The organism is Streptomyces sp. NPDC014861 (assembly GCF_043081625.1).
Lineage (GTDB): Bacteria > Actinomycetota > Actinomycetes > Streptomycetales > Streptomycetaceae > Streptomyces.
Map to the genome: position 1 here is coordinate 246629 of NZ_JBIBWV010000001.1, position 25569 is coordinate 272197.

Consider the following 25569-nt stretch of genomic DNA (forward strand, 5'->3'; position numbering starts at 1 on the left):
TTCACTGACCGGCGCCACCCGCCGCGGTGGCCGCCTGCCGGGCAGGCGTCACCAGGTACGGACGGACGCTCTTGACCAGCATCGCCATCTCGTAGCCGAGGACGGCGGCGTCGGCCTCGCGGCCCGCGAGCACGGCCAGGCAGGTGCCGGATCCGGCCGTGGAGACGAAGAGCAGGGTGGAGTCGAGCTCGACGACGACCTGGCGGACCTCGCCGCCGTCGCCGAAGCGCACGCCGGCGCTGCGGCCGAGCGAGTAGAGCCCGGAGGCGAGGGCCGCCATGTGGTCGGCCGCGTCGGGGTCGAGCCCGTGGACGGACTTCACCAGGCCGTCGGAGGAGAGCAGGACCGCGCTCCGGGTGTACGGGACGCGCTGGACCAGACCGCTCAACAGCCAGTCGAGATCCGAGGAATGGCCGTTCGGCACATTGCTCGCCATCGTGTATCTACTCCTTGTGCGCGTCGCCGTGACGCAGCGACTCCTGGGGGGTGGGCTGGGATTCGGCCAGGCCGATCCCACGCTGGAAGGCGGCCATCAGGCCGGGGTCGTGCAGGGCGTGCTCCTCGCCGGCGCGGGTCTGCGGCTGGTCGCGCAGCTGGGGGGCCAGATGCTCCTGGGCGCGCCGCTTGGGCAGGTTCGGCCGGCCGTGGGCCTCCGTCCGGGGCGCGGGGGGCGCCGGCGGTACGGGGCTGCCGAAGCCGGCCGGGGCGGGGGCGTGCTCCGCGTACCCCGCGGGCGCTCCGGCGCCGGAGGGGACGAAGGGGTTCGGGCCGACGGGCTCCTCCGGCAGGAGCGCGGGACGCTCCGGGACGGCGGGCGCGGGGGGTGCGATCGGCGCGGGGGCCTGGTAGGGGTACGCGGCGGGTGCCGGGGCCTCCACGGGCGCGGGCGCGGGGGTGGGCGCCGCGGCCGGCGGGAACGGCGCCGAGGGGGCGTCGGTCCCGGGGTACGACGGTTGGTCCGTCCGGGGCCGGTCGTGCTGGGGCTGGGGCTGCGGCTGCTGGGGCGGCAGCGGCGTGCCGCCTCCGCCGGTGACGGCGGCGGTCTGCCGCTCGTGCTGGGCGAGGCCTTCGGGGTCGGCGCCGAGGAGGCCCTGCGGCAGGACGAGGACCGCCTGGATGCCGCCGTAGATGTTCGACTGGAGCCGGACGGCGATGCCGTGGCGCCGGGCCAGCGCGGAGACGACGAAGAGGCCGATGCGGCCGTCCTGGAGCAGATGGGCGACGTTGACCTGGTCGGGGTCGGCGAGCAGGGCGTTCATCTTGTTCTGCTCGGTGACCGGCATGCCGAGGCCGCGGTCCTCGACCTCGATGGCGAGGCCGGCGGTGACGTACTGGGCGCGCAGCAGCACGGTGGTGTGCGGCGCGGAGAACACCGTGGCGTTCTCGACCAGTTCGGCGAGCAGGTGGATGACGTCGGCGACGGCGTGGCCGCGGAGGGTGCCGTCGATCGGCGGGACGAGCTTGACCCGGGGGTACTGCTCGACCTCGGCGATGGAGGAGCGGAGCACCTCGGTCATGGTGACCGGGTTGGACCACTGGCGGCGGGAGATGGCGCCGCCGAGGACGGCGAGGTTCTCGGCGTGGCGGCGGATGCGGGTGGCGAGGTGGTCGACGTGGAAGAGGCCCTTGAGCAGCTCGGGGTCCTCGACCTCGTTCTCCAGTTCGTCGAGGAGCTGGATCTCGCGGTGGACGAGGGACTGGAGCCGGCGGGCGAGGTTCACGAAGACCTCGACCTTCTGCTCGTTGCCGACGTTGCTGGAGAGCCGGGAGGCCTGGACGACGGCGGCGACGGCGGCCTCGTGCGAGTGGGCCAGCTCGGCGCCGAGGCGGTCGAACTCGTCGCCGCGGGTGGTGTCGGGCAGGGCGGGCCGGGGCGCCGGCTCGTCTCCTCGGCGCAACTGCTCGATGAGCGCGTGCAGTTCGCCTTGGTCCCGGGCCGCGTCGCGGCGGACTCCGGCGACGCGGGCGAGGACGGCCCGGGCGACGCGGTCGGCGCCGAGCGCGGCGGCCGTCACGGAGGCGATGGCGAGGGCGGCGGCTCCGGAGAGCGCGGCCCAGAGGCCGGCCGTCGGGGCGGCACCGGTGGAGCGGAGGGTGAAGAGGACGGCGGCGGCGCCCGCGAGGGCGGTGGCGACGGCGGGGAGCACGGAGGTGCGCAGCAGCTGGGGGCGTATGCGCACTTCGGCGGGGGCGGCCGTCGCGGGCCTGGCCGGAGTGGTGCCGGTGGTCGTGGTGCGGGCGCCCGAACGGCCGTGCCGCCCGCCCTCGCGGCGGTCGGACCGCGGGGCGGGTGCGCGAAGTTGTGACATGAGTGTCCTTGGTACGTGCCCGGAATTCGGCGTACTGAGGGGTACTTGGGGGTACTCGTGGGTCGGGGGAGGGGTGCGGGGCTGCTGACGGACTGCCGGTGAGCATGGCAGGTGCGATGAGCCTACCGATGATCACCGAATACACAGAGTAGTCGTCAACCGTTCACAGCGGGTGCGCAGTTGGCAAACCTGCCCGTAGACCTGGGGAGTCTGCTATCGAGGCCGGTACGGTCGGCCGAGATCGATTGGCCTAAAGTCGCCAGTTCGGTGCGGAAGTTGCCGGGAGCGGAACCGTACGAAAGAGGGCGGAGGCGCCGATTGATCCCCTTCCGCTGCGGAAACGCCCTCGGTCCTGAGCGGACCGGAATCCCTCCGGAAGACGCGGAGGAGCCGTTCGCCGCCCTCTTCGTCACAGAGCGTGCACACGTCCGGAGTCTCGCGTTCCGCCGCCGGAGGGCGGTGGGGCACCGTCCGCCTGGTGACCGTCGGTAAGAGCCGCTCCCCCGGATCCGCTCCGGGGCTGCCATGCTGGTGCCATGAGCGCCGAAGCCCCCTCGCCCCGTCCCCTGCTCGTCGTCGACGGGGCCAACGTCGTGGGATCCGTGCCCGACGGATGGTGGCGCGACCGGCGCGGGGCGGCGGAGCGGCTGCGGGACCGGCTCGCCGCGGACGGCGGCCCCCTCGACGGGCCGTGGCCGGGGCCGTACGAGATCGTGCTGGTGGTCGAGGGGCGGGCCCGCGGGGTGGCGTCCGTGCCGGGCGTCCGGGTGGAGGAGGCGGAGGGCAGCGGCGACGACCTGATCGCCGCGCTCGCCCGGAACGCCGACGGCCGGCCGTGTCTGGTGATCACGGCCCACCGTGAGCTGCGCCGGCGGGTGGAGGAGACCGGGGCCCGCTGCGCGGGACCCCGCAGCCTCCCCCGTACGACCGGCGGAGCCTCCTAGGACGGACCCTCGGGGTCAGTGGCGCTCGGGCAGGTCGCGCTCGGCCGGCAGCGGCGCGGTGTCGGCGGTCGCGGCACCCGACGCGCTGCGCGCGGTCGCCTTCGGCGCCGGCTTCGGGCCGCAGAAGGCCGCTTCCAGGGTGCCGCCGAGCGCCGTGTTGGCGGAGCCGCGGTTGGAGGTGTTCGCGACCGCCGACAGGCTGCGCCGTCCGTCGCGGGTGGAGAAGGCGTACGTGTAGTAGCCCTGGACGGTGCCGGTGTGGCCGTACACCTGGGTGCCGCAGGTCAGGTCGTAGCGGCGCAGGCCGAGCCCGTAGAAGCGGGTGTTGGTCGTGTCGGTCGGGGTGACCGTCGTCATCTCGTCCAGCATCGCCGGGGAGAGCAGCCGGCCCCGCATGAGCGCGCTGGTGAAGGTGTTCAGGTCGGCGGGGGTCGAGATGACCGCTCCGGCCGACTGCGCCCAGGAGACGGTCTGCTCGGTGGAGTCCACCAGCGGCTCGCCGGCCGCGTCCGGGTGCAGGTAGCCGCGGACCCGCAGGCCCTTGATGCGCGTGTCGGGGTGGACGTACGAGGTGTCGCGCAGCTTGAGCGGCTTGAAGACGCGCTGCTCGTAGGCGTGGTCGACCGGCTTGCCGGTGAGCTTCTCGATGAGCATGCCGACGACGACGAAGTTGGCGTTCGAGTAGCGGTAGGAGACGCCGGGTTCGGTGGTGCGCGGCTCGGCGAGCGAGAGGTCGACGAGCTCCTGGTAGGTGAAGACCCGGTTCCGTACGGCCTCGAAGCCCGGCACGGTGTCGGCGAACATCGCGTTGGTGTAGTCGGCCAGGCCGCTGCGGTGGGTCAGCAGGTGGCGGACCGTGATCCGGTCGTCGGGGAGCAGACCCGGCAGGTACCGGTTGACCGGCTCGTCCAGCGCCAGCCGGCCCTCCTCCACCAGCTGGAGCAGGACGACGGTCGAGAAGGTCTTGCTGACGCTGCCGATCCGGAAGCGGGCGTGGATGTCCATCGGCGCGCCCGAGACACGGTCCCGGACGCCGGCGGTCAGCCTCTCGACCCCACCGGGACCGGTGAAGCGGGCCATGGCGCCCGGGGCGCCCTCGGCCATCGCCGCGTCCAGGGCGGCGCGGACGCCGGCCAGGTCGGGCGCGGGGGTCGCCGGGGTCGAGGCGGAGGGGGCGGGGAGGGGCGCGGCGGTCGCGGCCGGCGCGAGCCCGACGGCGAGCGCGGCGATCAGGGTGGCGGCGGCGCCGGTGGTCAGACGGCGGTGGGAGGTCAGGGGCACGGTGGATCCTCGGCTGCTCACGTGGTGTTCGGCGCGGCGCACGCACTCCGTGCCCGCGGGGCGCGGGCGCACGCGCCGGTGAAGCGGCCGCACCCCCGTGCCTACCGATCATGAGGGTCGGAGACGCCGAATGGTTCCCGGACGCGGGGCACACGCCCGGAAACCCTTCGTTCCGGTGGTGCGGGGCCTTCCCGTGGCGGGAAGGCCCCGACCCGTCAGAAGCCCTGCGGGGAAGGCAGCGGCAACCGCACCTCGTTGCGGACCTGCTGCGGTGTCGCCCTGCACTTCACGTCGGACGCGGGCAGCCGGCCCGTCGTCAGATAGGCGGTGGCGGTGGCGTCCGCGCAGGAGCCGGAGCCGTACACGCCGTGCCCCTGGCCGCCGAGGACGGTGGCCATGCGGGCGCCCTTCATGACGCGGCGCAGGCCCTGCCCGCTGACCAGCGGCGTCTGGGAGTCCCACTCGTTCTGGAGGATCAGCGCGCCGGACGCGTTGCCCACCCGGGTGGCCGGCTCGGCGCCGGCCGGCCAGAACGCGCACGGCTTGATGTGGGACGCGATGTCGCCGTAGAGGGGGTACGCCGCCTTGTCGCGTACCGCGTCACGGCGGTACCGCTCCGGGTCGCGCGGCCAGGCGCGGGTGTCGGCGCAGACGACGGACCAGAAGCTCGCGTCCATGTTGTCGGCGGGCACGTCGGCCGCCGCCTTCACCCCGGCCGCCGCCGCGAACGACGGCGGGACGGGCCGCTCCGGCGCGGTCCGCCGGGACGGAGCGGACGGCGGGGTGCCGCCCTCGGCGGCGGTCCGCAGCGTGACCACCAGCTCGGCGGCGGCCTGCGGGTCGAAGAAGTAGGCGCGGGCACCGGCCCTGATGTCGTCGCCGGTCAGCCGCTGGCCGTCGAGCTCGATCGGGGTGCGGTCGGCGTGCGCGACCAGCTTCCAGAAGGCCGCGCGGACCTCGCCGGGGGTGTCGCCGAGCCGGTACGTGGCGTCCCGGCTCGCGGTCCACCCGGCCCAGCGGGTGAACGCCGGTTCGGCGCCCTCCGCCCAGACCTGGATCATGCCGCGCCAGATCCGCGCCGGGTCGACGGCGCTGTCGAGCACGAAGCGGTCGGCGCGGTGCGGGAACAGCTGGGTGTAGACGGCGCCGAGGTAGGTGCCGTAGGAGTAGCCCAGGTACGAGATCTTCCGCTCGCCCAGGACCGCGCGGACGACGTCCATGTCGCGAGCGGTGTTGCGGGTGGTGAGGTGGGGCAGGACGGCGCCGTTGCGCGCCCGGCACTTCTCCGCCACGGTCCGCGCCCAGCGCACGTCCTTGTCGAACGAGGCGGGCTTGTAGGGGCGTTGCCAGTGCAGCTCGTCGCCGGTGAGGCCGCAGGTCACCGGTGAGCTGCGGCCGACACCGCGCGGGTCGAAGCCGATGAGGTCGTACGTCCGCTTCACGGCGTCGGGCAGCTGCGGCCCCATCCACAGCGGCATGTCGAGCCCCGGGCCTCCGGGGCCGCCGGGGTTGAGGAGGAGGACTCCGCGCCGGTCCCGGGGGCTGGTGGCCTTCGCCCGGGAGATGGCGAGGTCGAGCTTCCGCCCGGCCGGGTCGCCGTAGTCGAGGGGGACCTTGAGGGTGGCGCATTCGAGCTCGGCGGGCGCCTGCGGGTCGCAGGGCGCCCAGCGGAGCTTCTGCCGGGTGTACGGAGCTAACGCTCCGACGGCGGAGGCGGCGGAGGCGGCGGTCGCCTTGGCCCGCGTGGGAGCGGGGGCGGGGGCGGCGACCGCGGGGGTCAGGGCGGGCAGGAGCGTCGCGGCGGCGGTGACCGCCACGACGGAGGCTATCCGGGTGCGCACAGGGTGTCAGTTCCTCATGGGTGCGGAGGGATCGGTCCGCAGCACCCTTTCGCGGATCGCGCCGGGAAGGAATCCCGCGCGAGGAGCGGATCGTGTACGTCTCCGGGAGGAGAAGCACGCGGCGAAATGGTCCCTGCGGAGGCGAACGCGCGGCACCGCTTTCGCGTCCGGGGTCCGACCGCCTCCCGTCGCCGGGCCACTTACCCGCCGGGCGCCCGACCGCCGTCCCGCCGCCGGGCCGCGCCCCCGCCGGGCGTCCGACCGAAGTCCCGTCCCCGTGGCGCTCCCCCGCCGGGCGTCCGACCGAAGTCCCGTCCCCGTGCCACTCCCCCGCCGGGCGCCCGACCGCCGTCCCGCGCCCGGCGCCCGGCCGCTGCCTCGTCCGTCCCGGCGAGCCCCAACCCACCTCGTCCGTCACCGGATTGTTTGTCACGGGCGTCGGCGGTGAGGCGGAGGGCATGGAGAACTCGCTACGGCTGTTGATCGCCCTGTGCGGCTCCGCGCTGGCCGCGTACGCCGTCGTCCGCGCGGCGGACCTGGTGGCCCGTCGCGCGGACGCGCGGCGTCCCGGCACGCCCCTGTGGGCGCTGCTGCGCCGCTGCCGCACCCCCTTGTTCGTCGTCCTGTTCACCGCCCTGCTCGGCTGGGCGGTGCGCGTCACCGAGTGGGCCCCGGCGCAGGACCACGCCGGGCTCGTCGCCCGGATCCGGGTGCTCTGCCTGATCGGCAGCGGCGCCTGGCTGACGGTCCGGGTCGCCACCGCCCTGGTGGAGTCCTCGTACGCGCGCTACGCCGGGCGCACCCTGGACCGGGCGCGGGTGCGCCGGGTCCGGACCCAGGTCACGCTGATCACCCGGGTGGTGTCGGTGGCCGTCGGGGTCATCGCGTGCGCGGTGGCGCTGGTGACCTTCCCGTCGTTCCGGGCCCTGGGCACGTCTCTGCTGGCCTCGGCCGGGATCATCGGCATCGTGGCCGGCGTGGCGGCGCAGTCGACGCTCGGCAATCTCTTCGCGGGCTTCCAGATCGCCTTCGGCGACATGGTCCGGATCGGCGACACCGTCGTCGTCGACGGTGAGTGGGGCCTGGTCGAGGAGATCACGCTGACCTTCCTCACGGTCCGCACCTGGGACGAGCGGCGCGTGACGCTGCCGGTCTCGTACTTCACCTCGCGCCCCTTCGAGAACTGGTCCCGCGGCGGCGCCGAGATGACCGGCACGGTCTTCCTCCACTGCGACCACGCCACCCCCGTGGCGGCGCTCCGCGCGCATCTGCGCGACTTCCTCGACGAGTGCTCCGGCTGGGACGGGCGCGGCTGGGACCTCGCCGTCACGGACACCTCGCCCACCGGCATCACGCTCCGCGCGCTGGTCACGGCGAAGGATCCGGACGAGCTGTGGACCGTGCGCTGCGCCGTCCGCGAGGAGCTGGTCCGCTGGCTCGCGCGGGAGCACCCGGCCGCGCTGCCGAGGATCGTCATGGGTCCGCCCCCGCGAGGCGAGGGCGGATCGTCCCCGGTCGCGCCGGTCGGCTGAGGCGCGGTGCGCTCAGCCCCGGGCGTCTCCGTCCTCCCGCCGCTCGTCGGGCGTGGACCAGGAGTCGTCCCGGGGCGCGCCGGGCTGCGTGCCCGAGGGGTCGCTGACGGGCCGGCGCCGTCGCGCCGCGCGGCGGGAGCCCCACCAGAAGGCGGCGAGCAGCAGGGCGACGACGATCACCCCGATGGCGAGGCCGAAGCCGAGGGCGTTCGAGCCCGCCGAGGCGAGCACGGGTCCGGCCGTGTGCAGGGTTGCGCTGGTCATGGGCGCCTTCCGGTCGGGACGGGGGCGCGGGGGGCATTTCGGGCGATCCCCGCGCGCCGGGACACAGGGCGCGTCTCTCCCGTACCGGTCGGCACAAACGTGCCGGTGCCCGGGACGTACCGATGAGGACCGGCGTACGGCTCGACGGACCTCCCGTGACCGCGGGGGCCCCGTGCCGCGGAAGCCCGTTCCCACCGGGCCTGGGCCCGCCGGGGGCCCGTACCCCTGGAAGACCCGTACCCCTGGAAGACCGGTGCCCGTGGAAGACCGGTGCCCATGGGCGGCCCGTACCCGGCGGGTGTCGGGCAAGCTGGGGGCATGAGCGACTTGTACGGTGCCGCCGTCGTCCTGCGTCCCGCCGTCCCGGCGGACGTCCCCGCCCTGGCCGCCGTCCGCGCCACGCCCGAGGTGCGGGCCCGCTGGCGGGGCGGGGACGACCTGGCCGGGGAGGTCGCCTCCGATCTGGAGGACCCCGGCACGCGCTGTCTGACGATCCGGCACGACGACCGGATCGTCGGCATGATCCAGTGGTACGCCGAGGAGGAGCCGGACTACCGGCACGCGGGGATCGACCTGTTCCTCGATCCGTCGGTGCACGGCCGGGGTCTGGGCACGGACGCCGTCCGCGCCCTGGCCCGCCATCTCGTCGACGATCACGGCTTCCACCGGCTGGTCATCGACCCCGCCGCCGACAACGCGGCGGCGATCCGCTGCTACGAGAAGGTCGGGTTCCGCCCGGTCGGGGTGATGCGCCGGTACGAGCGGGGCGCGGACGGCACCTGGCACGACGGCCTGCTGATGGACCTGCTGGCGGCCGAGCTGGTGCGCTGAGCCGACGCCGGCGGGGCGCCTTCGGGGTTCAGCCGCACCCGCACCCTCCGCAGCCTCCGCATCCGCCCCCGCAGGTGCTGCCGCTACTACTACTGCCCCCGGCTCCGCCGCTGCCGCTGCCGCTGTCGCCGCCCTTGTCCGAGCCGCCGCGCCCGATGCCCCGGACGACGGCCCAGACGACGAGCACGACGACCGCCACGTCCACGATCTCCACCATGGTCCCGTCCTCCCCCGCCGCCCCGCGACGGCTCGTGGCGGGTATACCCGTCCGGCGGGCGGACGGAGCGGTTCATAAGCGTGAGAGACGCCACGCGTCCCTCGCGGCGGTGGGTCAGCCGCGGCCGAGGATGCCCCGGTCGTAGCCGGCGGCGACGGCCGCCGCCCGGTCCTTGACGGCGAGCTTGGCGTAGATGTGGGTGAGGTGGGTCTTCACCGTGGCCTCGCTGATGAAGAGTTCGGCGGCGATCTCGCGGTTGGAGGTGCCCCGGGCGACCAGGACGAGGATCTCGCGCTCGCGGGCCGAGAGGGAGTCGTCGACGGGTGCGGCGGGTCGGCGCACGGCGCTGACGAGGCGGGTGGCGACGGCCGGGGAGAGGACGGTGCGGCCCTCGGCAGCGGCCCGCACGGCGGCGAACAGCTCGTCGCGGGGCGCGTCCTTGAGGAGGTAGCCGGTCGCGCCGGCCTCGATGGCGGGGAGGGTGTCGGTGTCCGTGTCGTACGTGGTGAGCACGAGGACGCGGGCGCGGGCACCGTGCCGGGCGAGGGCGGCGATGGCGTCGACACCGCCGCCCGCCGGCATGCGCAGGTCCATGAGGACGACGTCCGGGTCGAGCCGGAGGGCGAGTTCGACGGCCTCGACGCCGCCGGACGCCTCGCCGAGGACGCGGAATCCGGGGTCGGCGTCGAACATGCCGCGCAGGCCGTCCCGGACGACGGGGTGGTCGTCGACGAGGAGCAGGGTGATCTCAGTCATGGCCGCCCAACGGTACGCGAACGGAGATCGCCGTGCCCTCCCCCGCCGCCGACTCGACCTCGACCGCCCCGGCGAGGCGGGCGGCCCGGGCCCGCATCCCGTCCAGGCCGAAGCCGCCGTGGGAGCCGCGGGAGGGCGGAGCGGCCGGGTCGAAGCCCCGTCCGTCGTCGCGGATGTCGAGGACGACCTCGTCGCCCATGTACGAGAGGGTGACTCCGGCGCGGCCCGCCCCGGAGTGGCGTTCGGCGTTGGCCAGGGCCTCCTGGGCGATGCGGAGCAGGGTGGCGGCGACCTCGTCGTGGAGGGGGTGCGCGGTGCCGGTGGCCGTGAACCGGGCGGTGATGCCGGTGCGTTCGGCCCAGCCGGCGACGGTCTTCTCCAACGCCTCGGGCAGGGTGTCGTGCTCCAGCGCGACGGGCGAGAGGTTCTGCACGGAGCGGCGGGCCTCGCCGAGGCTGTGCCGGGCGAGGGCGGCGGCCCGCTCGTGGTGGACGCGGGCCTGGCCGGGGTCGGCGGTGTCGGCGGCCTGGAGCTGGGCGATGATCCCGGTGAGCCCCTGGGCGAGGGTGTCGTGGATCTCGGCGGCGAGCCGGCGCCGTTCGTCGGCGACGCCCGCCTCCCTTGCCTGGAGGACGAGTTGGACGTGGAGGGTGGCGTTCTCGGCGAGCGCCCGCTCCAGGCTGGCGTTGGCCCGGGCGAGCTGGGCGATGGTCGCGGCGCGTTCGGCGGCCTTCTCGGCCTCCTTCGCTTCGAGGTGCGCGACTCCGGTGGCGAGGCCCGCGTTGAGGAGGAACAACCCGGCGAACGCCGCCCATTGGAGGGGGGAGGACGGCGGCAGCCCGCCCGACTGGGATCCCGCCATGGTGAGGGCGACCGCGAGCAGTCCGGCCCGGACCCAGACCGGCCGACGCGGCAGCAGATGGACGGCGTCGAAGTAGCCGACGCACGCGAAGACGGCGAAGAACGGGTTGAGCCAGGTGAGCGCGAAGGCGAGCGCCGTACGCAGCGAGAAGTAGCCGACGGAGGCGGGCCCCGGGACACCCGGGACGGGCACGCTCACGCCGGGGTCGTCCTCGCTCGCGGGTGGCGGTGCGGGCGTCGGCCGCAGCTCCCGGAACAGCTGGAGGACGAGGACGGCGACGACGAGGACGGCGGCGACGCGCATCTCGGTGCCGGTCATCAACTCGCCCGCGGTGGCCGCGGCCAGGGCCAGGGCGATGCTCAGGAGGACGTACGGCCCCCAGCGGTAGAACTGCCGCCACCGTTCCTCGACCGTCGCCGCCATTCCCCGTCCCCCTCCACCGCCCGTGCCGACCTCCGTACCGCCCCTCCTTCACTCCCAGCGGAAGCGGCGGATCGCCACCGCCGTCAGCGCGACCGCCCAGGAGGCCATCACCCCGACCGCGAGCAGGCTCGGCCAGCCGCCGCGCGCCGCCTCGTCGAGGGCCCGCGAGGCGGCACCGTACGGCGCGAACTCCACGATCCGGCGCAGCGTATCCGGCATGGCCTGGACGGGCACATAGATGCCCGCCGTGAACATCGCCGGGAAGAAGACGGCCATGCCGACGGCGGTGGCGATCTTCTGGGTACGGGAGATCGCGCAGACCGCCGCGCCGAGGGCCAGGGCGCCCGCGACGGCGAGGAGCAGCGCGGCGAGGTAGCCGGGGAGGTTCCCGGGGAGGGCGACGCCGAAGGCGGCCCGGCCGACCGTGATCACCAGCAGCGCGGAGATCAGCGCGGCGGCGGCGTGCAGCACGAGCTGGGCCGTGAGCAGCGCGACCGGGCGGACCGGGGTGGCGGACATACGCCGCAGGATCCCGCGCTCGCGGTAGCCGGCGAGGACGGGCGGCATGGCCTGGAGTCCGGCCACGATCAGGGCGAAGAGGACCGAGATGGGGACGTAGAGGTCGATCACGCGTCGGCCGCCGAGCTCGGGTGAGACCTCCCGCATGGCCGGGATGAGCCCGACGATCGAGAGGAGGAGGGTCGGCGAGACCATCACCCAGAACAGGGAGCCTGGTTCGCGGGCGAAGAGGCGGACCTCGGTCCTGAGGACCGCGCGGGTGGCGGAAGCCGGTGCGGTGGTGGTGGAGGCCGGTGCGGTGGTGCTGGCCATGGGACTGCTCCTGTCGGGAGGCGGGCGGCCGGGCGGGAGACGACCGAGGGCGGCGCGGAACGGCTGGGGACCGGGGGCTGTCGGGGGTGGACGGCAAGGGGGCGGTCGGTGCTCAGGAGGTGAGGTCGAGGTAGGCGTCGTCGAGGGTGGTGTCGGTGATGCGGAGTCCGCGTGCGGTGACCGCGCGGCGGGCGAGCAGCGACACGAAGGCGTCGACGGTGGCGTCCGTGCCGGTCACGACGGTGCGGCCGTCGCGGGAGGCCACGTCGGCGGCGCCGGGCAGGGCGGTGAGTTCGGCGGTCTCCAGAGGGCTGTCGGCGGCGAAGGAGATCACCCGGGCGGTGGCCGAGCGGCCGATGAGGCCCGCCGGGGTGTCGAGGGCCGTGACCCGGCCCCGGTCGATCACCGCGATCCGGTCGCAGAGCCGCTGGGCCTCCTCCATGACGTGGGTGACGAGGAGGACCGTGACGCCGCCCGCCCGGATGTCCTCGACGAGGGCCCAGGTGTCACGGCGGGCCCGGGGGTCGAGCCCCGTGGTGAGTTCGTCGAGGACGACGGCACGGGGATCGCCGACGAGCGCCAGGGCGATGAACAGCCGCTGCTTCTGCCCGCCGGACAACTTCGCGAAGCGGGCGTCCAGATGGGCGTCGAGCCCGAGCCGCCCGGCGAGCGCGCGCCAGTCGGCGGGCCGTTCGTAGAAGGAGGCGTAGAGCTCCAGCGCCTCGCGGACGGTGAGCTTGGCCTGGAGCTCGCTCTGCTGGAGCTGGACCCCGAGCAGCCGGGTGATCCGGTCGTGGTCGGCGACGGAGTCGAGCCCCGCCACCCGCACCGTGCCGGAGTCGGCGGTCCGGAGTCCGGCCACGCATTCGACGGTGGTGGTCTTACCGGCGCCGTTGGGCCCGAGGATCCCGAAGATCTCACCCTCGTCCACGGAGAAGGAGACGCCGTCGACGGCCTTCCGCTCCCCGTACGCCTTGCGCAGTTCCCGCACTTCGATCATCGGCATGTCCCCACGATCGCGCCCGGCGGACCCCGCCCGGTATCGGCCGTCCCGCTCGAACCGCGGTCAACCGATCGGTTGATGGCGCTACGACGACCGGCGGCCGGGCGGGACGACGGCGAGCTCCGACACGTCCGTGGTGTCCACCATGCGGCTCAGCTTCTTCCGGGCACGTGTCACGTGGCTCCGCTCCACCCTGATCTCGGCGAGCGCCCGCGCCGGTCCCGTGACGACGTAGGCCAGCGCCAGGACGGGCGTGCTGCCGAGCGTGGCGGCGATCCTGCGGAGGGCGCCGGGGCTGTCCCGGAGGGAGACGACGAGCGTGCACGTGCCGGGGAGGGTCGAGCTGTCGTGTGCCATGGGGTGTTCCTGTCCAGGTCTGCCGGCCGGGTGGGCCTTCGTGTCAGGGGTTCCGGGAAAACGAAAAGACCCCTCGTGGAACACGAGAGGTCTGCGTGCGGGCGGTGGCGTCGGCCGGGAGGGGTCGCCTCCCGGTCACACCGGTGCCGGCACGCGGGCGCTGGTAATGAGCCGCCGCTGCATGCCCGGAGTGTCCCACGCACACCGATAGGTGAGAGAACCGTCTCACCCATCGGACACCGATTGCCTCCACCGGGCTCGCCTGCGCGATGCCGGACCGCTGGGCGCTAAGGTCACGCCCGGCCTGATGCCGGGCTCCGTGGCACGGCGGTCATGCTCAAACCAGTGCCGGGGCCCGTGGGCACGGCGGTCACGCCCGACCCCATACCGGGACCGGGGGACAGGACGGTCCCGATCAGGCGGATGCCGGGCTCGCCCGCTCAGGCAGCGGTCGTACGCAACCCCCGCGCCGGGTACGACCGTCGTGCACAGCCGCGCACCGGGCCACCTGCGGGCAGGACGGTCGTACACGGCCCCACGCCGGGCCTGCGGAACACGCCGGCCGCGCGCGGCGATGCCGGGCCCGTCTGCGGGCGCGACGGTCGCGCTCAATCCGGCGCCGTCACCGGTCTCCCGCCAGGTCGAGGTCGCGCCGGGGAGCCGCGTCGGGCTTCTGGACGGATTCGGGTGCGCGCCACGGGGTGGCGAGCGGTCGGGAGGCTGAGCGCCACCAGGGCTCCGCGGGCACCTTGCCCGCGGGCTCGAAGGGCTGCCCGGGGCGCGGGAGGGCGACCGCCTGGCCCGCCTCCCCGGCGGCGTCCCGCGTCCACTCGCCCGGTTCCGCCCAGGCGTGCGGGGCCAGGTTGAAGGTGGCCCAGTGGATGGGCAGGAGGACGCCGCCGGGACGGCCGCCCTGGAGGTCGAGGTGGGCCCGGACGCCCTCGGCGGGGGTCATGTGGATGTCGGGCCAGAACTCGGAGTAGGCGCCGATCTGGATCATGGTCACGTCGAAGGGGCCGTGCGCCGCTCCGATGTCCTTGAAGCCCTGGAAGTAGCCGGTGTCGCCGCTGTGGAAGATCCGGTGGCGGGGGCCGCGGACCGACCAGGAGGCCCAGAGGGTGTGCTGCTGGTTGCGGATCCCGCGCCCGCAGAAGTGGCGGGCCGGGGTGGCGGTGAGGGTGAGGTCGCCGATCTCGGTGGACTCGTGCCAGTCCAGCTCGCGCAGCCGGGAGGCGGGGACGCCCCAGTGCTCCAGGTGGGCGCCGACGCCGAGCGGGACCGCGAAGAGGGTGTCGGAGCCGGCCAGCGCCTTGATCGTCGGCAGGTCGAGGTGGTCGTAGTGGTCGTGGGAGATCACGACGACGTCGACCGGGCCGAGCGCGGCGAGCGGCGCGGGCGCCGGGTGGAGCCGCTTGGGGCCGACGAAGGCGAAGGGCGAGCAGCGCTCTCCCCAGACGGGGTCGAAGAGGATCCGCACACCGTCGATCTCGGCGAGCACGCTGGAGTGGCCGAGCCAGGTGATCCGCAGGCCGGTGGCGGCGGGGCGGGCGAGGTCGGCGACGGTCGTCGGGTGGACGGGGATCACCCCGGCGGGGGCCCGGCGGACGCGCGCCTCCTTCTCGAAGTAGATCTTCGCGAGCTCGGAGGCGGAGCCGGAGGGGCCGCGGCGGGCCTGCTCGGGGTTCTGGAAGACGCCGTCGGCGAAGTGCGGCGAGCGGCGGATGCGGGCCAGCCGCTCCCCCGCGGGCTCGGCGCCGAAGGACTCGGGCCGCAGGGCGCGCAGCCGGGCCCGCAGCGAACGGTCGGAGCCGGTACCGGTCACAGGACCTCCAGGTCGACGGTGGTCGTTCCATTATGGGCGGACGGGCCGGGGAGCGTCCCGCCCCGTCCGTCATACTGAACCATCGTTCAGTAACACCCTCCGGAGGAGCCTCATGACCGCCGCCCCGCTGATCTCCCTCACCTGGACCGACCACGTCACCGGTCGCCGGGGGTATCTGGTCGTCGACCGGCTGGTCAGGGGTGTCGCGAGCGGCGGGCTGCGGATGCGGGAGGGGTGCGGCGCCGAGGAGGTCGCCGGGCTCGCCCGGGGGATGACCATGAAGGAGGCGCTGCACTACGACCCGACCGCCCGGTACGTGCCGCTGGGCGGCGCCAAGGGCGGCATCGACTGCGATCCGCGCTCCCCCGAGGCGTACGGCGTCCTGGTCCGCTTCCTGCGGGCGACGCGGCCGTACGTGGAGCGCTTCTGGACCACCGGGGAGGACCTGGGGCTCAGCCAGGAGACGGTGGACCGCGCGATGGCCGAGGCCGGGATCGACTCCTCGGTGCAGGCCGTCTTCCCGCTCCTGGAGGACGAGGCGGCGGCCCGGAAGCGGCTCGCCGACGCCTTCGCCGTCGAGGTCGACGGCATCGGCCTGGACGCGCTGGGCGGCGGGCTCGGCGTCGCCGAGTCGGTGCTGGTCGCGCTGGACCGGGCCGGCCGGCCGTACGAGGGCACCCGGGTCTCCGTCCAGGGCTTCGGCACCATGGGCGCGGCCACCGCCCGCTTCCTCTCCCGGGCCGGCCTCACGGTGGTGGCCGTCGCCGACGTGCGCGGCACGGTGGTGAACCCGGACGGGCTCGACGTGGAGGCGCTGATCGCGACCCGGGACGCCCACGCCAGCCTGGACCGGGCGGCACTGCGCCCCGGCGACCGGGAGGAGCCCGGCGACGCCTGGCTCGCCGTCGACGCGGAGGTGCTGGTGCCGGCCGCCGTCTCGTACGCGATCGACGCCACGGCCCAGGAGCGGATCCGCGCCCGCTGGATCGCCGAGGCGGCGAACATGCCGGTGCTCCCGGAGGCCGAGGCCGCCCTCGCCGCGCGCGGGGTGACGGTGCTGCCTGACGTGGTGGTCAACTCCTGCACCAACGCCTGGTGGTGGTGGACGCTCTTCGGCGACGTCGAGGCCGACGCGGACCAGGCGTTCGCCCGGGTACGGGGCGCGATGCGGGCCCTGACCGGCGCCGTGCTCGACCGGGCCGAGGCCGACGGGGTGCTCCCGCGCGCGGCGGCACACGCCCTGGTGGCGGAGCGGCTTCCGGTGATCGCGGAGCGCTACGGCTCGTACTGAGCGCTACGGCCGGTACTGAGCGCTACGGCCGGTACCGACCGACCGACCCGCCCGCTCACCGCGATGATCATGGCTCCGGCCTGTGCTGTGTAGGCTGCTGAGCGTGGCGAGAGTGCGGTTGAGCGTGGCCGAGCGGCGCGAGGAGCTGCTGCGGGCCGCCGTCGAGCAGATCGAGGCGCGGGGTGCCACCGCCGTCCGGATCGCCGACGTGGCCACCGCCCTCGGCGTCAGCAACGCCCTGGTGCTCTACCACTTCTCCACCAAGGAACAGCTGGTCGCGGCGGCCTTCACGCACGCGGCGGAGGGCGACCTGGCCCAGCTGCGCCGGATCCTGGGCCGCCGCTCGACGGCGGAGCGCCGGCTGCGCGCCGCCGTCCGCTGGTACGCCCCCACCGGGCAGGCGAAGGGCTGGCGGCTGTGGATCGAGGCATGGGCGGCCGGGCTGCGCGATCCGGAACTGCGCCGGGTCGCCGCCTCTCTCGACCGGGAGTGGAAGAGCGCGCTGACCGCCGTCATCGAGGAGGGGGTCGCCGCCGGCGAGTTCCCCTGCCCCGATCCGTGCGGGGCCGCCTGGCGGCTCACCGCCTACCTCGACGGCCTCGCCGTCCAGACCACGGTCTACTCCGGGGGCCTCTCCCGGACGGCGATGCTCCGGTGGGCGGACGCGGCCCTCGCCCGCGAACTCGGCCTGCCCCCGGCCGAGGGCTGAACCCGGGCGGCCGCGGGCCGAAGCCGGGCTGACGGCTGGATCCCGGCCGCTGGCTGGACCCCGGCCGGGGGCTGAATCTGGGCCGGAGGCTGGACCTGGGCCGGAGGCTGGACCCCGGCCGAGGGCTGGACCTCGTCCCAAGGCTGAACCCTGTACGAGGCCTGGCCCCCGACCGTCCGGGCGCGCCGCGCGGTCCTGGGCGGGCCGACCGGCCTCGGCCGGACTCACGGTCCCGCCCCGCGCCCCGCGCCCCGCGCCCACGGCCCTGAGCATCGGGCCGGTGCGCAAGGAGCGGACCGGGGCACGATCCGACCCGCTGCCGGGGGCTCGGGCCGGTGCGCGGGGCCGCGCACGACCCGCGCCACCGCCCGGGTCTCCCCCCGGCGCGCGGGCCCGGGGCACAGGTCCGGGCACGGTCCGGCGCGCGGCTCAGAGCAGTTCGAAGACGGCGGAGACGGAGACCTGCTCCTCGATCTCTCCGGGGGCGAGCGGCATGCTCGGCTCGTCTGACGGCATCGACGGGAGCGCCCCGTGGCCCGGCCGCAGCGACTCGCCCTCGCTGAGCGAGACCAGTCGGCCGAGCCGGTGCCCGCTCAGCCTGGCGTGCTGGGACGCCTTCTCGTACGCGTCCCGGTACGCGGCCTCGCGGGCCTTGGCGCGCAGCTCCTTCGGGTCGGCCACGTCGAAGACGACGCCGTTCACCCGGCCGGCGTCCCCGGTGGCGTCGTTGACGGCACCGATGACCTGGCCCGCCCGGTCGATCCGCCGGACCTTCACCGAGAAGGCCTGGCTGGCCTGGTAGCCGCTCACCTTGGACTGGCCACCGGCCGCCTGGGTGTAGACGGGGGCCAGGGAGAGGCTGTCGGTGCGGATGTCCCGGTCCTCGATGCCCTCCTTGCGGAGGACCGCGAGCAGCGCCTCGGCGGCGGCGGTCTGCGTCGCCATCGCCTCCTTCGCCGTCGGCTCGGCGGCCTCCACGCCCACGGAGAGGATCGCCAGGTCGGGCGCGGCGGTCGCGCTGCCGCTGCCCGTGACGGTGACCGTCGCCGGGGTCTCGGCCCGGACGGCCGAGCGCGGGGCGGACCGCTCCGGGACCGCGGCCTGCGCGGGGGCGGCGGTGCCCAGCAGGATCGCTCCGAGGACGACGCCGCCCGTGGTGGCGGCGAACAGCCGGGCGGCGCGGACGCGGCGGTCCTGGCGGGCGGGCACGGGGCGGTGCGGCACGGGCGGTCCCTTCGATGGTGGGTGCCGGTGGGCTCCGGCGGGCACATCCCAGCACCCGGAGCCGCCGCCTCCCGGGCGCCACTCCTGACCACCGCCGCCCTTCACCTCTCCGTACCAGCGACCGGGCGTCCGCCCCGGCCCGTCCGTCTCCGGCCCTCGGCCCGCTCCCGCGAGGGAGACCCCGCGCCACGCGGGCGCGGCCCCCGCCCGGGTGGGCCGGGATCCCCCCCGCCGACGCCCGGCCCCGTACAGGCGGCCACATCCCCGAGCCCACGCGAACGGCCGCGTGGCGGAGCCCTCCGCCCTCATGCACGGCCCCCGCCCCGACGAGCCGGGATCCCCGCCGACGCCCCGGCCCCGTACAGGCGGCAACATCCCCGCCCCCTCGACAGGCCCCGCAGCGCAGGCCCCCGCCCCGATGGGTCGGGATCCCCCGACGACGCCCCGATCCCGTACGGGCGGCCACATCCCCGGCCCCGCGCGGCCGGCCGCGCGGCGGAGCTCCCTGCCTCCGTGCACGGCCCCCGACCGGGTGGGCCTGGCTCCCACGCCGAAGCACCGGTCCCGTGCAGACAGCCACATCCCCGACCCCGCGCGAAAGGCACCACAGCGCAGCCCCCGCCCCCGGCGCAGCCCCACCCCGCGGCCAGGGACTCCCCCGCCGCCGACGCCCCCGCCCGCGCGCAGGGTCCCGCTCCCGCTCACACTCCCGCACAGACGTCCACAACCTTGGGCCCCGCGCGACCCGCCCCGCAGCAGAGGCAGAGGGCCCCGGACACGGCCCCCGCCCGCTCGGGCCGGGGTCCCCCCGGCGGCAGCACGCGTCCGCGAAGTGCTCTCAGCACTGGCCCGGCGGGGGGTTCAGGTCTGGACGAGGGGCTCGTACGCCTCCGCGCCGAGGCCGAAGGTCCAGGCCACGCCCTCGCGGGCGGTCCGGGTCGCGGGCGGCACGCGGAGCCAGTAGGTGCGGTGGCTGCCGTCGGGCTCGGGCGTCGAGTTGACCACCTCGACCATGACGACGTCCTCGTCGTCGTCCAGCTCGATCCGCCACAGCACGCCCGTCTCGTCCCGGCCCTCGGGGCGGGCGCCGGAGTCGTCGAGGTAGCGCTCGTAGCCGTAGAACTCCAGCATCACCCGCCGCAGTTCGGCGTTCTCCTCCTCGCGGATCCGCTCCGGGACGAGGTCCGCGAGCCCGGCCAGGAAGCCGGGCGTGACCGGCATCCCGCGCCAGGCGTGGAGGGCGAAGCCGTCCCGGTGGGCGAGGGCGGGGCCGTCGCCCCGGTCGAGCCGGCCCGCCTCGTCCCGGTGCAGCTCGACGGGGCGCTCGCAGACGACGGCGACCTTCTCGTACGGCCACCACCAGCCGGCCTGCTCCGCGACCGCCGCGAGCCCGGCGAGCCTGCCGCCCCGTCCGTCGAAGGCGGCGAGCCAGGCTGCGTCGTGCTGGCCGAGCACCGCGTCGTACAGCAGCTCGCGGCCGACCCGCTCGGTGAGGCCGCCCGGCTCCTCCCGCTCGCCGAGCACGTCGAGGACCCCCGTCCTGACCCGCTCGGCGAGCGCCCGCGTCGGGTCCCAGAGCCGGGCGCCGGTGGCCTGCCAGTGCGCCGTCCAGCCGGCCGGCCCCAGCGCGTCGTGGAGCCGGCGCCGCTCCTCCGCCCACGGCAGGGTGCGCACCTCCTCGCGCACCGGCCGGCCGCGGTCGGTGAGACCCGCGACCAGCTCGACCCCGGCGAGCGGCGACTCCGCCCAGACCACCCGCTCCGGGGCGGGGAGCCCGGCGGCGCCGTAGGCCAGCCGGATGCCGGCCTCGACCGCGGTCCGGTCGGCGGGCCCGGTGGCGGCCGCGACACCCCTCCACTTCTCGTACACGTCCCCGTCGTTCATCGTCCCGTCCCCCGTCTCCGCCAGGACTGCCACGTCCCCCACCTCTGCCACGACTCCCACGTCCCCCATGTCCTCTCCCTCGTTCCGGTCCGCCCCGTTCCAGTACGGTCCGTTCCGTTTCACTCCGGTCCGTCCCCGCCCGTCCCGCTCAGTCCGCCACGATCCGGTACGCCCCCGGCACGTACTCCCGCTGCCGCACGACCCGGTACCAGCCCTTGGGGAGCACGATCGGCGCGTGCTCCTCGTGCACCAGCCGGCCGCCCTCGGGCAGTTCGAGCAGGAAGGGGCCGTACGGTCCCGGCTCCCGCACCAGCCGGCCGGGGCCCGGCACCGCGTGGGCGTGCCCGGTGACCTCGCCGAAGGCGAGCACGAGCCGTCCCCTGCCGTCCCTCGGCTCGCCCCGCGCGTCCTTCGCCCGGGCGGGCACGGCCCGCTCGTCGACGGGCACGATCAGCACGTCCCCCTGCCGGTACATGGCTCTCCCCTTTCCCGTCCGGAGCTCCTCGCCCGAACACGAGAACGACGCTAGAGGCCGCCACTGACAACGCGTCGGATCCGCCCCCCTGTGCCGCCCTCTGTCGGCGGGACTTGGTAGAACTCTTGCCGTCAGTCCGTACAGCCGTCCGTCGTCTGGAGCACCGTCATGACCATTGGGGTCCACCTGGAGGAGTTCCACGGCCTCCCCGTCCTCGACTTCCCGGACGCCGACGCGGTGGCCGGACTGCCCGACGCGGCGGCCGTCGCCTGGCGGGTGTCGAGCCCGACGTACTCCGACCCCGGGGAGGAGAAGTGGGCCGCCCGCTTCGAGCGCTTCCTGAGGACCGTGGACACCGGCCGGGTGCGCGCGATCGTCGTGGGCGGCTGGGAGGACGCGTACGAGAACTCCTCGGCCGCCGCCGTCACCGCGCTCCTCGGGGCGAACGACCGGCTGACGGCCCTGGAGGCGGTCTTCCTCGGGGACATGCACTCCGAGGACTGCGAGATCTCCTGGATCGTCCAGTCCGACGTGACGCCGCTGCTCGCCGCCTACCCGGCGCTGCGCGAGCTCGGGGTGCGCGGCGGCACCGGCCTCTCCTTCCCGTCGCTGCGCCACACCGGCCTGGAGACCCTGGTCGTGGAGACCGGCGGGCTCGGCGCCGAGGTGGTGCGCGGCATCGCCGGCAGCGACCTGCCCGCCCTGGAGAACCTCGAACTGTGGCTCGGCACGGACGAGTACGGCGGCGACTCCTCCCCCGACGACCTGGCGCCGCTGCTCTCCGGCGAGGCGTTCCCCGCCCTGCGCAGCCTCGGCCTGTGCAACAGCGTCGTCCAGGACCAGATCGCCGCGGCCGTGGCGGGCGCGCCGGTCGTCGCCCGCCTCGACCGGCTCGACCTCAGCATGGGCGTGCTCACCGACGAGGGCGCCGCCGCGCTCCTGGACGGCCAGCCGCTCACCCATCTGGGGGAGCTGGACCTGGAGCACCACTACCTCACCGAGGCCATGGGCGAGCGGATCACCGCCGCGCTCGCCCCGCACGGGGTGCGGGTCGTCCTGGACGAGGCGCAGGCCCCGGAGGACGACGGCGACGGGGACGTCTGGCGCTACGTCGCCGTCGCCGAATGACCGCCGGCCCGCGCCTCGTCGTCGTCGGCGACCCCTCGGGGCGGCGCGTCGCGTTCTTCCAGGACGCGTTGCGCGCCGCCGGGCTGCCCGGGGCGCGGGCCGTCGGCTGGCTCGACGTGCTGCGCGGCGGGGCCGGGCTCGCGGCGGGAGAGACCGTCCGGGTCGACTCGCCCGGGGAGGTGCCCGAGGTGGACCGGCTGCTGCGCGGCGTCGAGGATCCGGCCCGGGTCGAGGGCGGACGCCTCTGGTACGAGCGGTTCACCGCCGCCGTCGCCGGGCTCGCCGCCGAGGCTGAGCGGGCCGGTGCCGTACTGGTGGACGACCCCGCCGAGACGGCGGTGCTCTTCGACAAGCGGCTCACCCACGGGCGGCTCTCCGCCGCCGGGGTGCCCGTGCCCGCATCGCCGACCTCCGGCCCCGGCGGGGCGCGGGTGCGGGGCTGGGACGACCTGCTGGCGCTGATGGAGGGCTCCGGGCTGCGCCGAGTCTTCGTGAAGCCGGCCCACGGCTCGTCCGCCTCCGGGGTGCTCGCCCTGGAGACGGCGGGCGGGGGCCGGGTGCAGGCCGCCACCTCGGTCGAGCGGGACGCGGCCGGACGGCTGTTCAACTCGCTGCGGGTGCGGCGCTACAGGGGTGCCCGGGAGGTCGGCGCGCTGGTCGACGCGCTCGCCCCGGACGGGCTGCACGTGGAGCGCTGGCTGCCGAAGGCGACGCAGGGCGGCCGGGCGGCCGACCTGCGGGTGGTGGTGACCGGCGGCCGCGCCACCCACGCGGTGGTCCGCACCAGCCGCTCCCCGCTGACCAATCTGCACCTCGGCGGCGCGCGCGGCGACCTGCCCGCGGCCCGGGCCGCGATCGCCGCGGCCGGCGGCCGCTGGGAGGAGGCCCTCGCGGTGTCCGAGCGGGCGGCGGCGGCCTTCCCCGGCACCCGGTGCGTCGGCGTGGACCTGCTGCCGGTCACCGGCTGGCGCCGCTTCGCGGTCGGCGAGGTCAACGCCTTCGGAGACCTGCTGCCCGGCCTCACCGGTCTCCCGGGCGGCGACGCGGAGGGCCTGGACACCTACGGCGCTCAGGTCGCCGACCTGCTGCGCGCCTTCCCCGCCCCGGGCGGCGCCGCGCCCCGTACACCCGGCACCACAGGAACGAGCACCACGTGAACCAGCCCCACCCCACGAGCCGCCCCGGGCCCGTGGACCCTCCCCACGCCGTGGACCAGCCCGACCCCACGAGCCGACCCGACCCCACGGACCGGCCCCACGCCGTGAACCAGCCCCACCCCACGAGCCGACCCGACCCCGCGGACCAACCGCACGCACTGGACCGACCCGACCCCGCGGCTCAGCCTCACCCCGCGAGCGAACCCGACCCCGCGGCTCAGCCCCACCCCGAGGGCCGGTCCCACCCCGTGGCCCGACCCGACATGAACCAGGTCGTCGGCAGTCACGACCTGCTCCTGGTCACCCTCGACACCCTCCGGTACGACGTGGCCGCCGAGCTGGCCGCCGCCGGCCGCATCCCGAACCTCGCCCGTCACCTCCCGGACGGCCGCTGGGAGCGACGGCACGCCCCCGGCAGCTTCACCTACGCCTCCCACCAGGCGATCTTCGCCGGCTTCCTGCCGACCCCGGCCACGCCGGGGCCGCACCCCAGGCTGTTCGCCGCCCGGTTCGCGGGCAGCGAGACCACCGCGGACGGCACCTACGTGTACGACGCCCCCGACCTCGTCTCGGCGCTCGCCGCCGACGGCTACCGGACGGTGTGCGTGGGCGGGGTCGGCTTCTTCAACGGGCAACCGCCGCTCGGCTCGGTGCTGCCGGGACTCTTCCAGGAGAGCCACTGGGAGCCGTCCTTCGGGGTGGCGTCGCCGACCTCGTTCGAGGCGCAGGTGTCCCGGGCCGAGGAGGTGGTGGCGGCGCTCCCGGCGGACCGCCGGCTCTTCCTCTTCGTGAACGTGGCCGCGCTGCACCAGCCCAACTGGTTCCACACCCCGGGCGCGAGCCCCGAGGCCGGAGACACCCGGGCCACCCACGCGGCGGCGCTGGAGTACGTCGACCGGCACATCGGGCGCCTCTTCGCGGCGATGGGCAGCCGCCGCCGCTGCTTCGCGATCGTCTGCTCGGACCACGGCACGGCCTACGGAGACGACGGGTTCACGGGCCACCGGCTCGGCCACGAGGTGGTGTGGACGGTGCCGTACGCGCAGTTCACGCTGGCCGGCCCGGACGAGGGGGCCGCCGCGTGACCGGGATCCCGCTCCCCCGCCCGTACCGCTCGTACGTGTACGCCTACCCGCACAAGACGGCGTACCGGCCGCTGCCCGAGCGGCCGGAGCTGGCCGCGCTCTGGGCGGGCGAGCCGAAGGACGCGCTCTCGCTCTACGCCCACATCCCCTTCTGCGAGGTCCGCTGCGGCTTCTGCAACCTGTTCACCCGGATCGGCGCGCCCGGTGAGCTGACGACCCGCTACCTCGACGCCCTCGACCGGCAGGCCGTGGCGGTGCGGGAGGCGCTGGAGGGCGCGGAGCAGGTGCGGTTCGCGACGGCGGCGTTCGGCGGCGGCACCCCCACCTTCCTGACCGCCGCCGAGCTGGAGCGGCTCTGCGACATCGCCGAGCACCGCATGGGCGCGGACCTGCGGGCGGTGCCGCTGTCCGTGGAGACCTCGCCGGCCACCGCCACGGCGGACCGGCTCGCGGTCCTCGCCGAGCGCGGCGCGACCCGGCTCAGCATCGGGGTGCAGAGCTTCGTGGACGACGAGGCGCGGGCGGCGGTCCGGCCGCAGAGGCGCGCCGACGTGGAGGCGGCGCTCGGCCGGATCCGGGACGCCGGCGTGCCGGTGCTCAACATCGACCTCATCTACGGGATCGACGGGCAGACCCCGGAGTCCTGGCGGTACTCGCTGGACGCGGCGCTCGCCTGGCGCCCCGAGGAGCTGTACCTGTACCCGCTGTACGTGCGGCCGCTCACCGGGCTCGGCCGCTCGGCCCCGGCGGAGTCGGACGGAGAGTGGGACGCCCGGCGGCTGCGGCTCTACCGGCAGGGGCGCGACCACCTCCTCGCGCACGGATACGAGCAGGTGTCGATGCGCATGTTCCGGCGGGCGGACACAGGGCCGTCGGGCCCGGAGGACCACGCCTGCCAGACGGACGGGATGATCGGCCTCGGCTGCGGCGCCCGCTCGTACACCTCGGCGCTGCACTACTCCTTCGACTACGCGGTGGACATGCGGGAGATCCGCTCGATCATCGACGCGTACACGGAGGCCGGGGACTTCTCGCGGGCCGAGGTGGGCCGGTGGGTGGACGGCGCGGAGGCGCGCCGCCGCCACCTCCTCCAGTCGCTGCTCCAGGCGGAGGGCATGGAGCTCGCCGGGTACGAGGAGCGGTTCGGGGCGGGGGCGTACGAGGACTTCGGGCCGGAGCTGGAGCGGTTCGCCGGGTACGGCTGGCTGGACGGGTCGGCGCCGGGCGGGCTGCTGCGGCTGTCGGCGGAGGGGCTCGCGCACTCGGACGGGCTCGGCCCCGAGCTGTTCTCCCCCGCCGTACGGGCCGCGATGGCCGCGTACGAGCCGAAGTAGGGGGCGGCC

General features: G+C 75.5%; 24 protein-coding genes. 9 read left to right on the top strand and 15 right to left on the bottom strand.

Annotation, left to right across the window (positions count from 1 at the left end; all coding sequences use genetic code 11):
• Position 1: 1 nt before the first annotated feature.
• Together ACF1BN_RS00950 and ACF1BN_RS00955 are read right to left on the bottom strand one after the other, a co-directional pair.
• Positions 2-436, bottom strand: a complete 435-nt coding sequence (locus ACF1BN_RS00950) for a roadblock/LC7 domain-containing protein (protein ID WP_376598372.1) — start codon at positions 434-436, stop codon at positions 2-4.
• A 7-nt stretch (positions 437-443) separates the two neighbouring features.
• Complete coding sequence (locus tag ACF1BN_RS00955; RefSeq protein WP_392329453.1) at positions 444-2309, bottom strand: sensor histidine kinase; 1866 nt, start codon at positions 2307-2309, stop codon at positions 444-446.
• Positions 2310-2845: 536 nt separating this feature from the next.
• Between ACF1BN_RS00955 and ACF1BN_RS00960 the strand changes: the two genes are divergently transcribed.
• On the top strand, positions 2846-3253 hold the full coding sequence (locus ACF1BN_RS00960; RefSeq protein WP_392329454.1) for an NTP pyrophosphohydrolase: 408 nt from the start codon (positions 2846-2848) through the stop codon (positions 3251-3253).
• Positions 3254-3268: 15 nt separating this feature from the next.
• Here the strand turns inward: ACF1BN_RS00960 and ACF1BN_RS00965 are convergent, their stop codons facing one another.
• Positions 3269-4534, bottom strand: coding sequence for a serine hydrolase domain-containing protein (locus ACF1BN_RS00965; RefSeq protein WP_392329455.1), 1266 nt, complete (start codon positions 4532-4534; stop codon positions 3269-3271).
• A 215-nt stretch (positions 4535-4749) separates the two neighbouring features.
• Positions 4750-6375 (bottom strand): alpha/beta hydrolase, encoded by a 1626-nt coding sequence (locus ACF1BN_RS00970; protein WP_392329456.1) that lies wholly within the window; start codon positions 6373-6375, stop codon positions 4750-4752.
• A 458-nt stretch (positions 6376-6833) separates the two neighbouring features.
• Between ACF1BN_RS00970 and ACF1BN_RS00975 the strand changes: the two genes are divergently transcribed.
• Positions 6834-7907: a mechanosensitive ion channel family protein gene (locus ACF1BN_RS00975; protein ID WP_392329457.1), complete on the top strand. Its 1074-nt coding sequence runs from the start codon at positions 6834-6836 to the stop codon at positions 7905-7907.
• A 12-nt stretch (positions 7908-7919) separates the two neighbouring features.
• On the opposite strand, the gene ACF1BN_RS00980 is transcribed toward ACF1BN_RS00975, so the two are convergent.
• Complete coding sequence (locus tag ACF1BN_RS00980) at positions 7920-8171, bottom strand: DUF6479 family protein (protein WP_392329458.1); 252 nt, start codon at positions 8169-8171, stop codon at positions 7920-7922.
• Positions 8172-8489: 318 nt separating this feature from the next.
• Between ACF1BN_RS00980 and ACF1BN_RS00985 the strand changes: the two genes are divergently transcribed.
• On the top strand, positions 8490-9002 hold the full coding sequence (locus ACF1BN_RS00985) for a GNAT family N-acetyltransferase (RefSeq protein WP_392329459.1): 513 nt from the start codon (positions 8490-8492) through the stop codon (positions 9000-9002).
• 28 nt (positions 9003-9030) lie between these two features.
• On the opposite strand, the gene ACF1BN_RS00990 is transcribed toward ACF1BN_RS00985, so the two are convergent.
• From ACF1BN_RS00990 to ACF1BN_RS01020, 7 genes are all read right to left on the bottom strand, one after another.
• A complete protein-coding gene (locus ACF1BN_RS00990) occupies positions 9031-9219 on the bottom strand; it encodes a hypothetical protein (RefSeq protein ID WP_392329460.1) in 189 nt (62 codons plus the stop codon).
• A gap of 114 nt (positions 9220-9333) precedes the next feature.
• A complete protein-coding gene (locus ACF1BN_RS00995; RefSeq protein ID WP_392329461.1) occupies positions 9334-9975 on the bottom strand; it encodes a response regulator in 642 nt (213 codons plus the stop codon).
• Positions 9968-11260: a sensor histidine kinase gene (locus ACF1BN_RS01000; protein ID WP_392329462.1), complete on the bottom strand. Its 1293-nt coding sequence runs from the start codon at positions 11258-11260 to the stop codon at positions 9968-9970. Before ACF1BN_RS01000 ends, ACF1BN_RS00995 begins: the two co-directional genes overlap by 8 nt.
• 48 nt (positions 11261-11308) lie before the next feature.
• Positions 11309-12091 carry an ABC transporter permease gene (locus ACF1BN_RS01005; RefSeq protein WP_392329463.1) on the bottom strand — a complete coding sequence of 261 codons (783 nt, stop codon included), beginning with the start codon at positions 12089-12091 and terminating at the stop codon, positions 11309-11311.
• 112 nt (positions 12092-12203) lie between these two features.
• Positions 12204-13097: an ABC transporter ATP-binding protein gene (locus tag ACF1BN_RS01010; protein ID WP_392329464.1), complete on the bottom strand. Its 894-nt coding sequence runs from the start codon at positions 13095-13097 to the stop codon at positions 12204-12206.
• A gap of 81 nt (positions 13098-13178) precedes the next feature.
• Complete coding sequence (locus ACF1BN_RS01015) at positions 13179-13451, bottom strand: hypothetical protein (RefSeq protein WP_392329465.1); 273 nt, start codon at positions 13449-13451, stop codon at positions 13179-13181.
• 622 nt (positions 13452-14073) lie between these two features.
• A complete protein-coding gene (locus ACF1BN_RS01020; protein WP_392329466.1) occupies positions 14074-15273 on the bottom strand; it encodes an MBL fold metallo-hydrolase in 1200 nt (399 codons plus the stop codon).
• 112 nt (positions 15274-15385) lie between these two features.
• On the opposite strand from ACF1BN_RS01020, the gene ACF1BN_RS01025 reads away from it, so the two are divergent.
• Together ACF1BN_RS01025 and ACF1BN_RS01030 are read left to right on the top strand one after the other, a co-directional pair.
• Positions 15386-16564, top strand: coding sequence for a Glu/Leu/Phe/Val dehydrogenase dimerization domain-containing protein (locus ACF1BN_RS01025; protein WP_392329467.1), 1179 nt, complete (start codon positions 15386-15388; stop codon positions 16562-16564).
• A 103-nt stretch (positions 16565-16667) separates the two neighbouring features.
• Entirely contained in the window at positions 16668-17273 is a 606-nt protein-coding gene (locus tag ACF1BN_RS01030) for a TetR/AcrR family transcriptional regulator (protein WP_392329468.1), read from the top strand.
• A gap of 429 nt (positions 17274-17702) precedes the next feature.
• Here ACF1BN_RS01030 and ACF1BN_RS01035 read toward each other — a convergent pair whose 3' ends face one another.
• From ACF1BN_RS01035 to ACF1BN_RS01045, 3 genes are all read right to left on the bottom strand, one after another.
• On the bottom strand, positions 17703-18497 hold the full coding sequence (locus ACF1BN_RS01035) for an SIMPL domain-containing protein (protein ID WP_392329469.1): 795 nt from the start codon (positions 18495-18497) through the stop codon (positions 17703-17705).
• 861 nt (positions 18498-19358) lie between these two features.
• On the bottom strand, positions 19359-20381 hold the full coding sequence (locus ACF1BN_RS01040) for a DUF6745 domain-containing protein (RefSeq protein ID WP_392329962.1): 1023 nt from the start codon (positions 20379-20381) through the stop codon (positions 19359-19361).
• Positions 20382-20529: 148 nt separating this feature from the next.
• On the bottom strand, positions 20530-20856 hold the full coding sequence (locus ACF1BN_RS01045) for a hypothetical protein (protein ID WP_392329470.1): 327 nt from the start codon (positions 20854-20856) through the stop codon (positions 20530-20532).
• 168 nt (positions 20857-21024) lie between these two features.
• Between ACF1BN_RS01045 and ACF1BN_RS01050 the strand changes: the two genes are divergently transcribed.
• The 4 genes from ACF1BN_RS01050 (at position 21025) to ACF1BN_RS01065 (ending at position 25560) form a co-directional block, all read left to right on the top strand.
• Positions 21025-21984, top strand: coding sequence for an STM4015 family protein (locus ACF1BN_RS01050; protein WP_392329471.1), 960 nt, complete (start codon positions 21025-21027; stop codon positions 21982-21984).
• The gene (locus ACF1BN_RS01055) at positions 21981-23141 is read left to right on the top strand and encodes an STM4014 family protein (RefSeq protein ID WP_392329472.1); all 1161 of its coding nucleotides are present in this window, start codon (positions 21981-21983) and stop codon (positions 23139-23141) included. Before ACF1BN_RS01050 ends, ACF1BN_RS01055 begins: the two co-directional genes overlap by 4 nt.
• Before the next feature lie 263 nt (positions 23142-23404).
• The gene (locus tag ACF1BN_RS01060) at positions 23405-24226 is read left to right on the top strand and encodes an STM4013/SEN3800 family hydrolase (RefSeq protein ID WP_392329963.1); all 822 of its coding nucleotides are present in this window, start codon (positions 23405-23407) and stop codon (positions 24224-24226) included.
• The gene (locus tag ACF1BN_RS01065) at positions 24223-25560 is read left to right on the top strand and encodes an STM4012 family radical SAM protein (protein WP_392329473.1); all 1338 of its coding nucleotides are present in this window, start codon (positions 24223-24225) and stop codon (positions 25558-25560) included. Before ACF1BN_RS01060 ends, ACF1BN_RS01065 begins: the two co-directional genes overlap by 4 nt.
• Positions 25561-25569 lie beyond the last annotated feature (9 nt).

Bases quoted from the DNA above. Each gene is read 5' to 3' on its own strand.
- ACF1BN_RS01040 (WP_392329962.1), bottom strand. From the start codon at position 20,381: ATGAACGACGGGGACGTGTACGAGAAGTGGAGGGGTGTCGCGGCCGCC.
- ACF1BN_RS00975 (WP_392329457.1), top strand. From the start codon at position 6,834: ATGGAGAACTCGCTACGGCTGTTGATCGCCCTGTGCGGCTCCGCGCTG.
- ACF1BN_RS01010 (WP_392329464.1), bottom strand. From the start codon at position 13,097: ATGCCGATGATCGAAGTGCGGGAACTGCGCAAGGCGTACGGGGAGCGG.
- ACF1BN_RS01005 (WP_392329463.1), bottom strand. From the start codon at position 12,091: ATGGCCAGCACCACCGCACCGGCCTCCACCACCACCGCACCGGCTTCC.
- ACF1BN_RS01025 (WP_392329467.1), top strand. From the start codon at position 15,386: ATGACCGCCGCCCCGCTGATCTCCCTCACCTGGACCGACCACGTCACC.
- ACF1BN_RS01000 (WP_392329462.1), bottom strand. From the start codon at position 11,260: ATGGCGGCGACGGTCGAGGAACGGTGGCGGCAGTTCTACCGCTGGGGG.
- ACF1BN_RS00960 (WP_392329454.1), top strand. From the start codon at position 2,846: ATGAGCGCCGAAGCCCCCTCGCCCCGTCCCCTGCTCGTCGTCGACGGG.
- ACF1BN_RS00950 (WP_376598372.1), bottom strand. From the start codon at position 436: ATGGCGAGCAATGTGCCGAACGGCCATTCCTCGGATCTCGACTGGCTG.
- ACF1BN_RS00995 (WP_392329461.1), bottom strand. From the start codon at position 9,975: ATGACTGAGATCACCCTGCTCCTCGTCGACGACCACCCCGTCGTCCGG.
- ACF1BN_RS00985 (WP_392329459.1), top strand. From the start codon at position 8,490: ATGAGCGACTTGTACGGTGCCGCCGTCGTCCTGCGTCCCGCCGTCCCG.
- ACF1BN_RS01055 (WP_392329472.1), top strand. From the start codon at position 21,981: ATGACCGCCGGCCCGCGCCTCGTCGTCGTCGGCGACCCCTCGGGGCGG.
- ACF1BN_RS00955 (WP_392329453.1), bottom strand. From the start codon at position 2,309: ATGTCACAACTTCGCGCACCCGCCCCGCGGTCCGACCGCCGCGAGGGC.
- ACF1BN_RS00990 (WP_392329460.1), bottom strand. From the start codon at position 9,219: ATGGTGGAGATCGTGGACGTGGCGGTCGTCGTGCTCGTCGTCTGGGCC.
- ACF1BN_RS01045 (WP_392329470.1), bottom strand. From the start codon at position 20,856: ATGTACCGGCAGGGGGACGTGCTGATCGTGCCCGTCGACGAGCGGGCC.
- ACF1BN_RS01060 (WP_392329963.1), top strand. From the start codon at position 23,405: ATGAACCAGGTCGTCGGCAGTCACGACCTGCTCCTGGTCACCCTCGAC.
- ACF1BN_RS01050 (WP_392329471.1), top strand. From the start codon at position 21,025: ATGACCATTGGGGTCCACCTGGAGGAGTTCCACGGCCTCCCCGTCCTC.
- ACF1BN_RS00980 (WP_392329458.1), bottom strand. From the start codon at position 8,171: ATGACCAGCGCAACCCTGCACACGGCCGGACCCGTGCTCGCCTCGGCG.
- ACF1BN_RS01015 (WP_392329465.1), bottom strand. From the start codon at position 13,451: ATGGCACACGACAGCTCGACCCTCCCCGGCACGTGCACGCTCGTCGTC.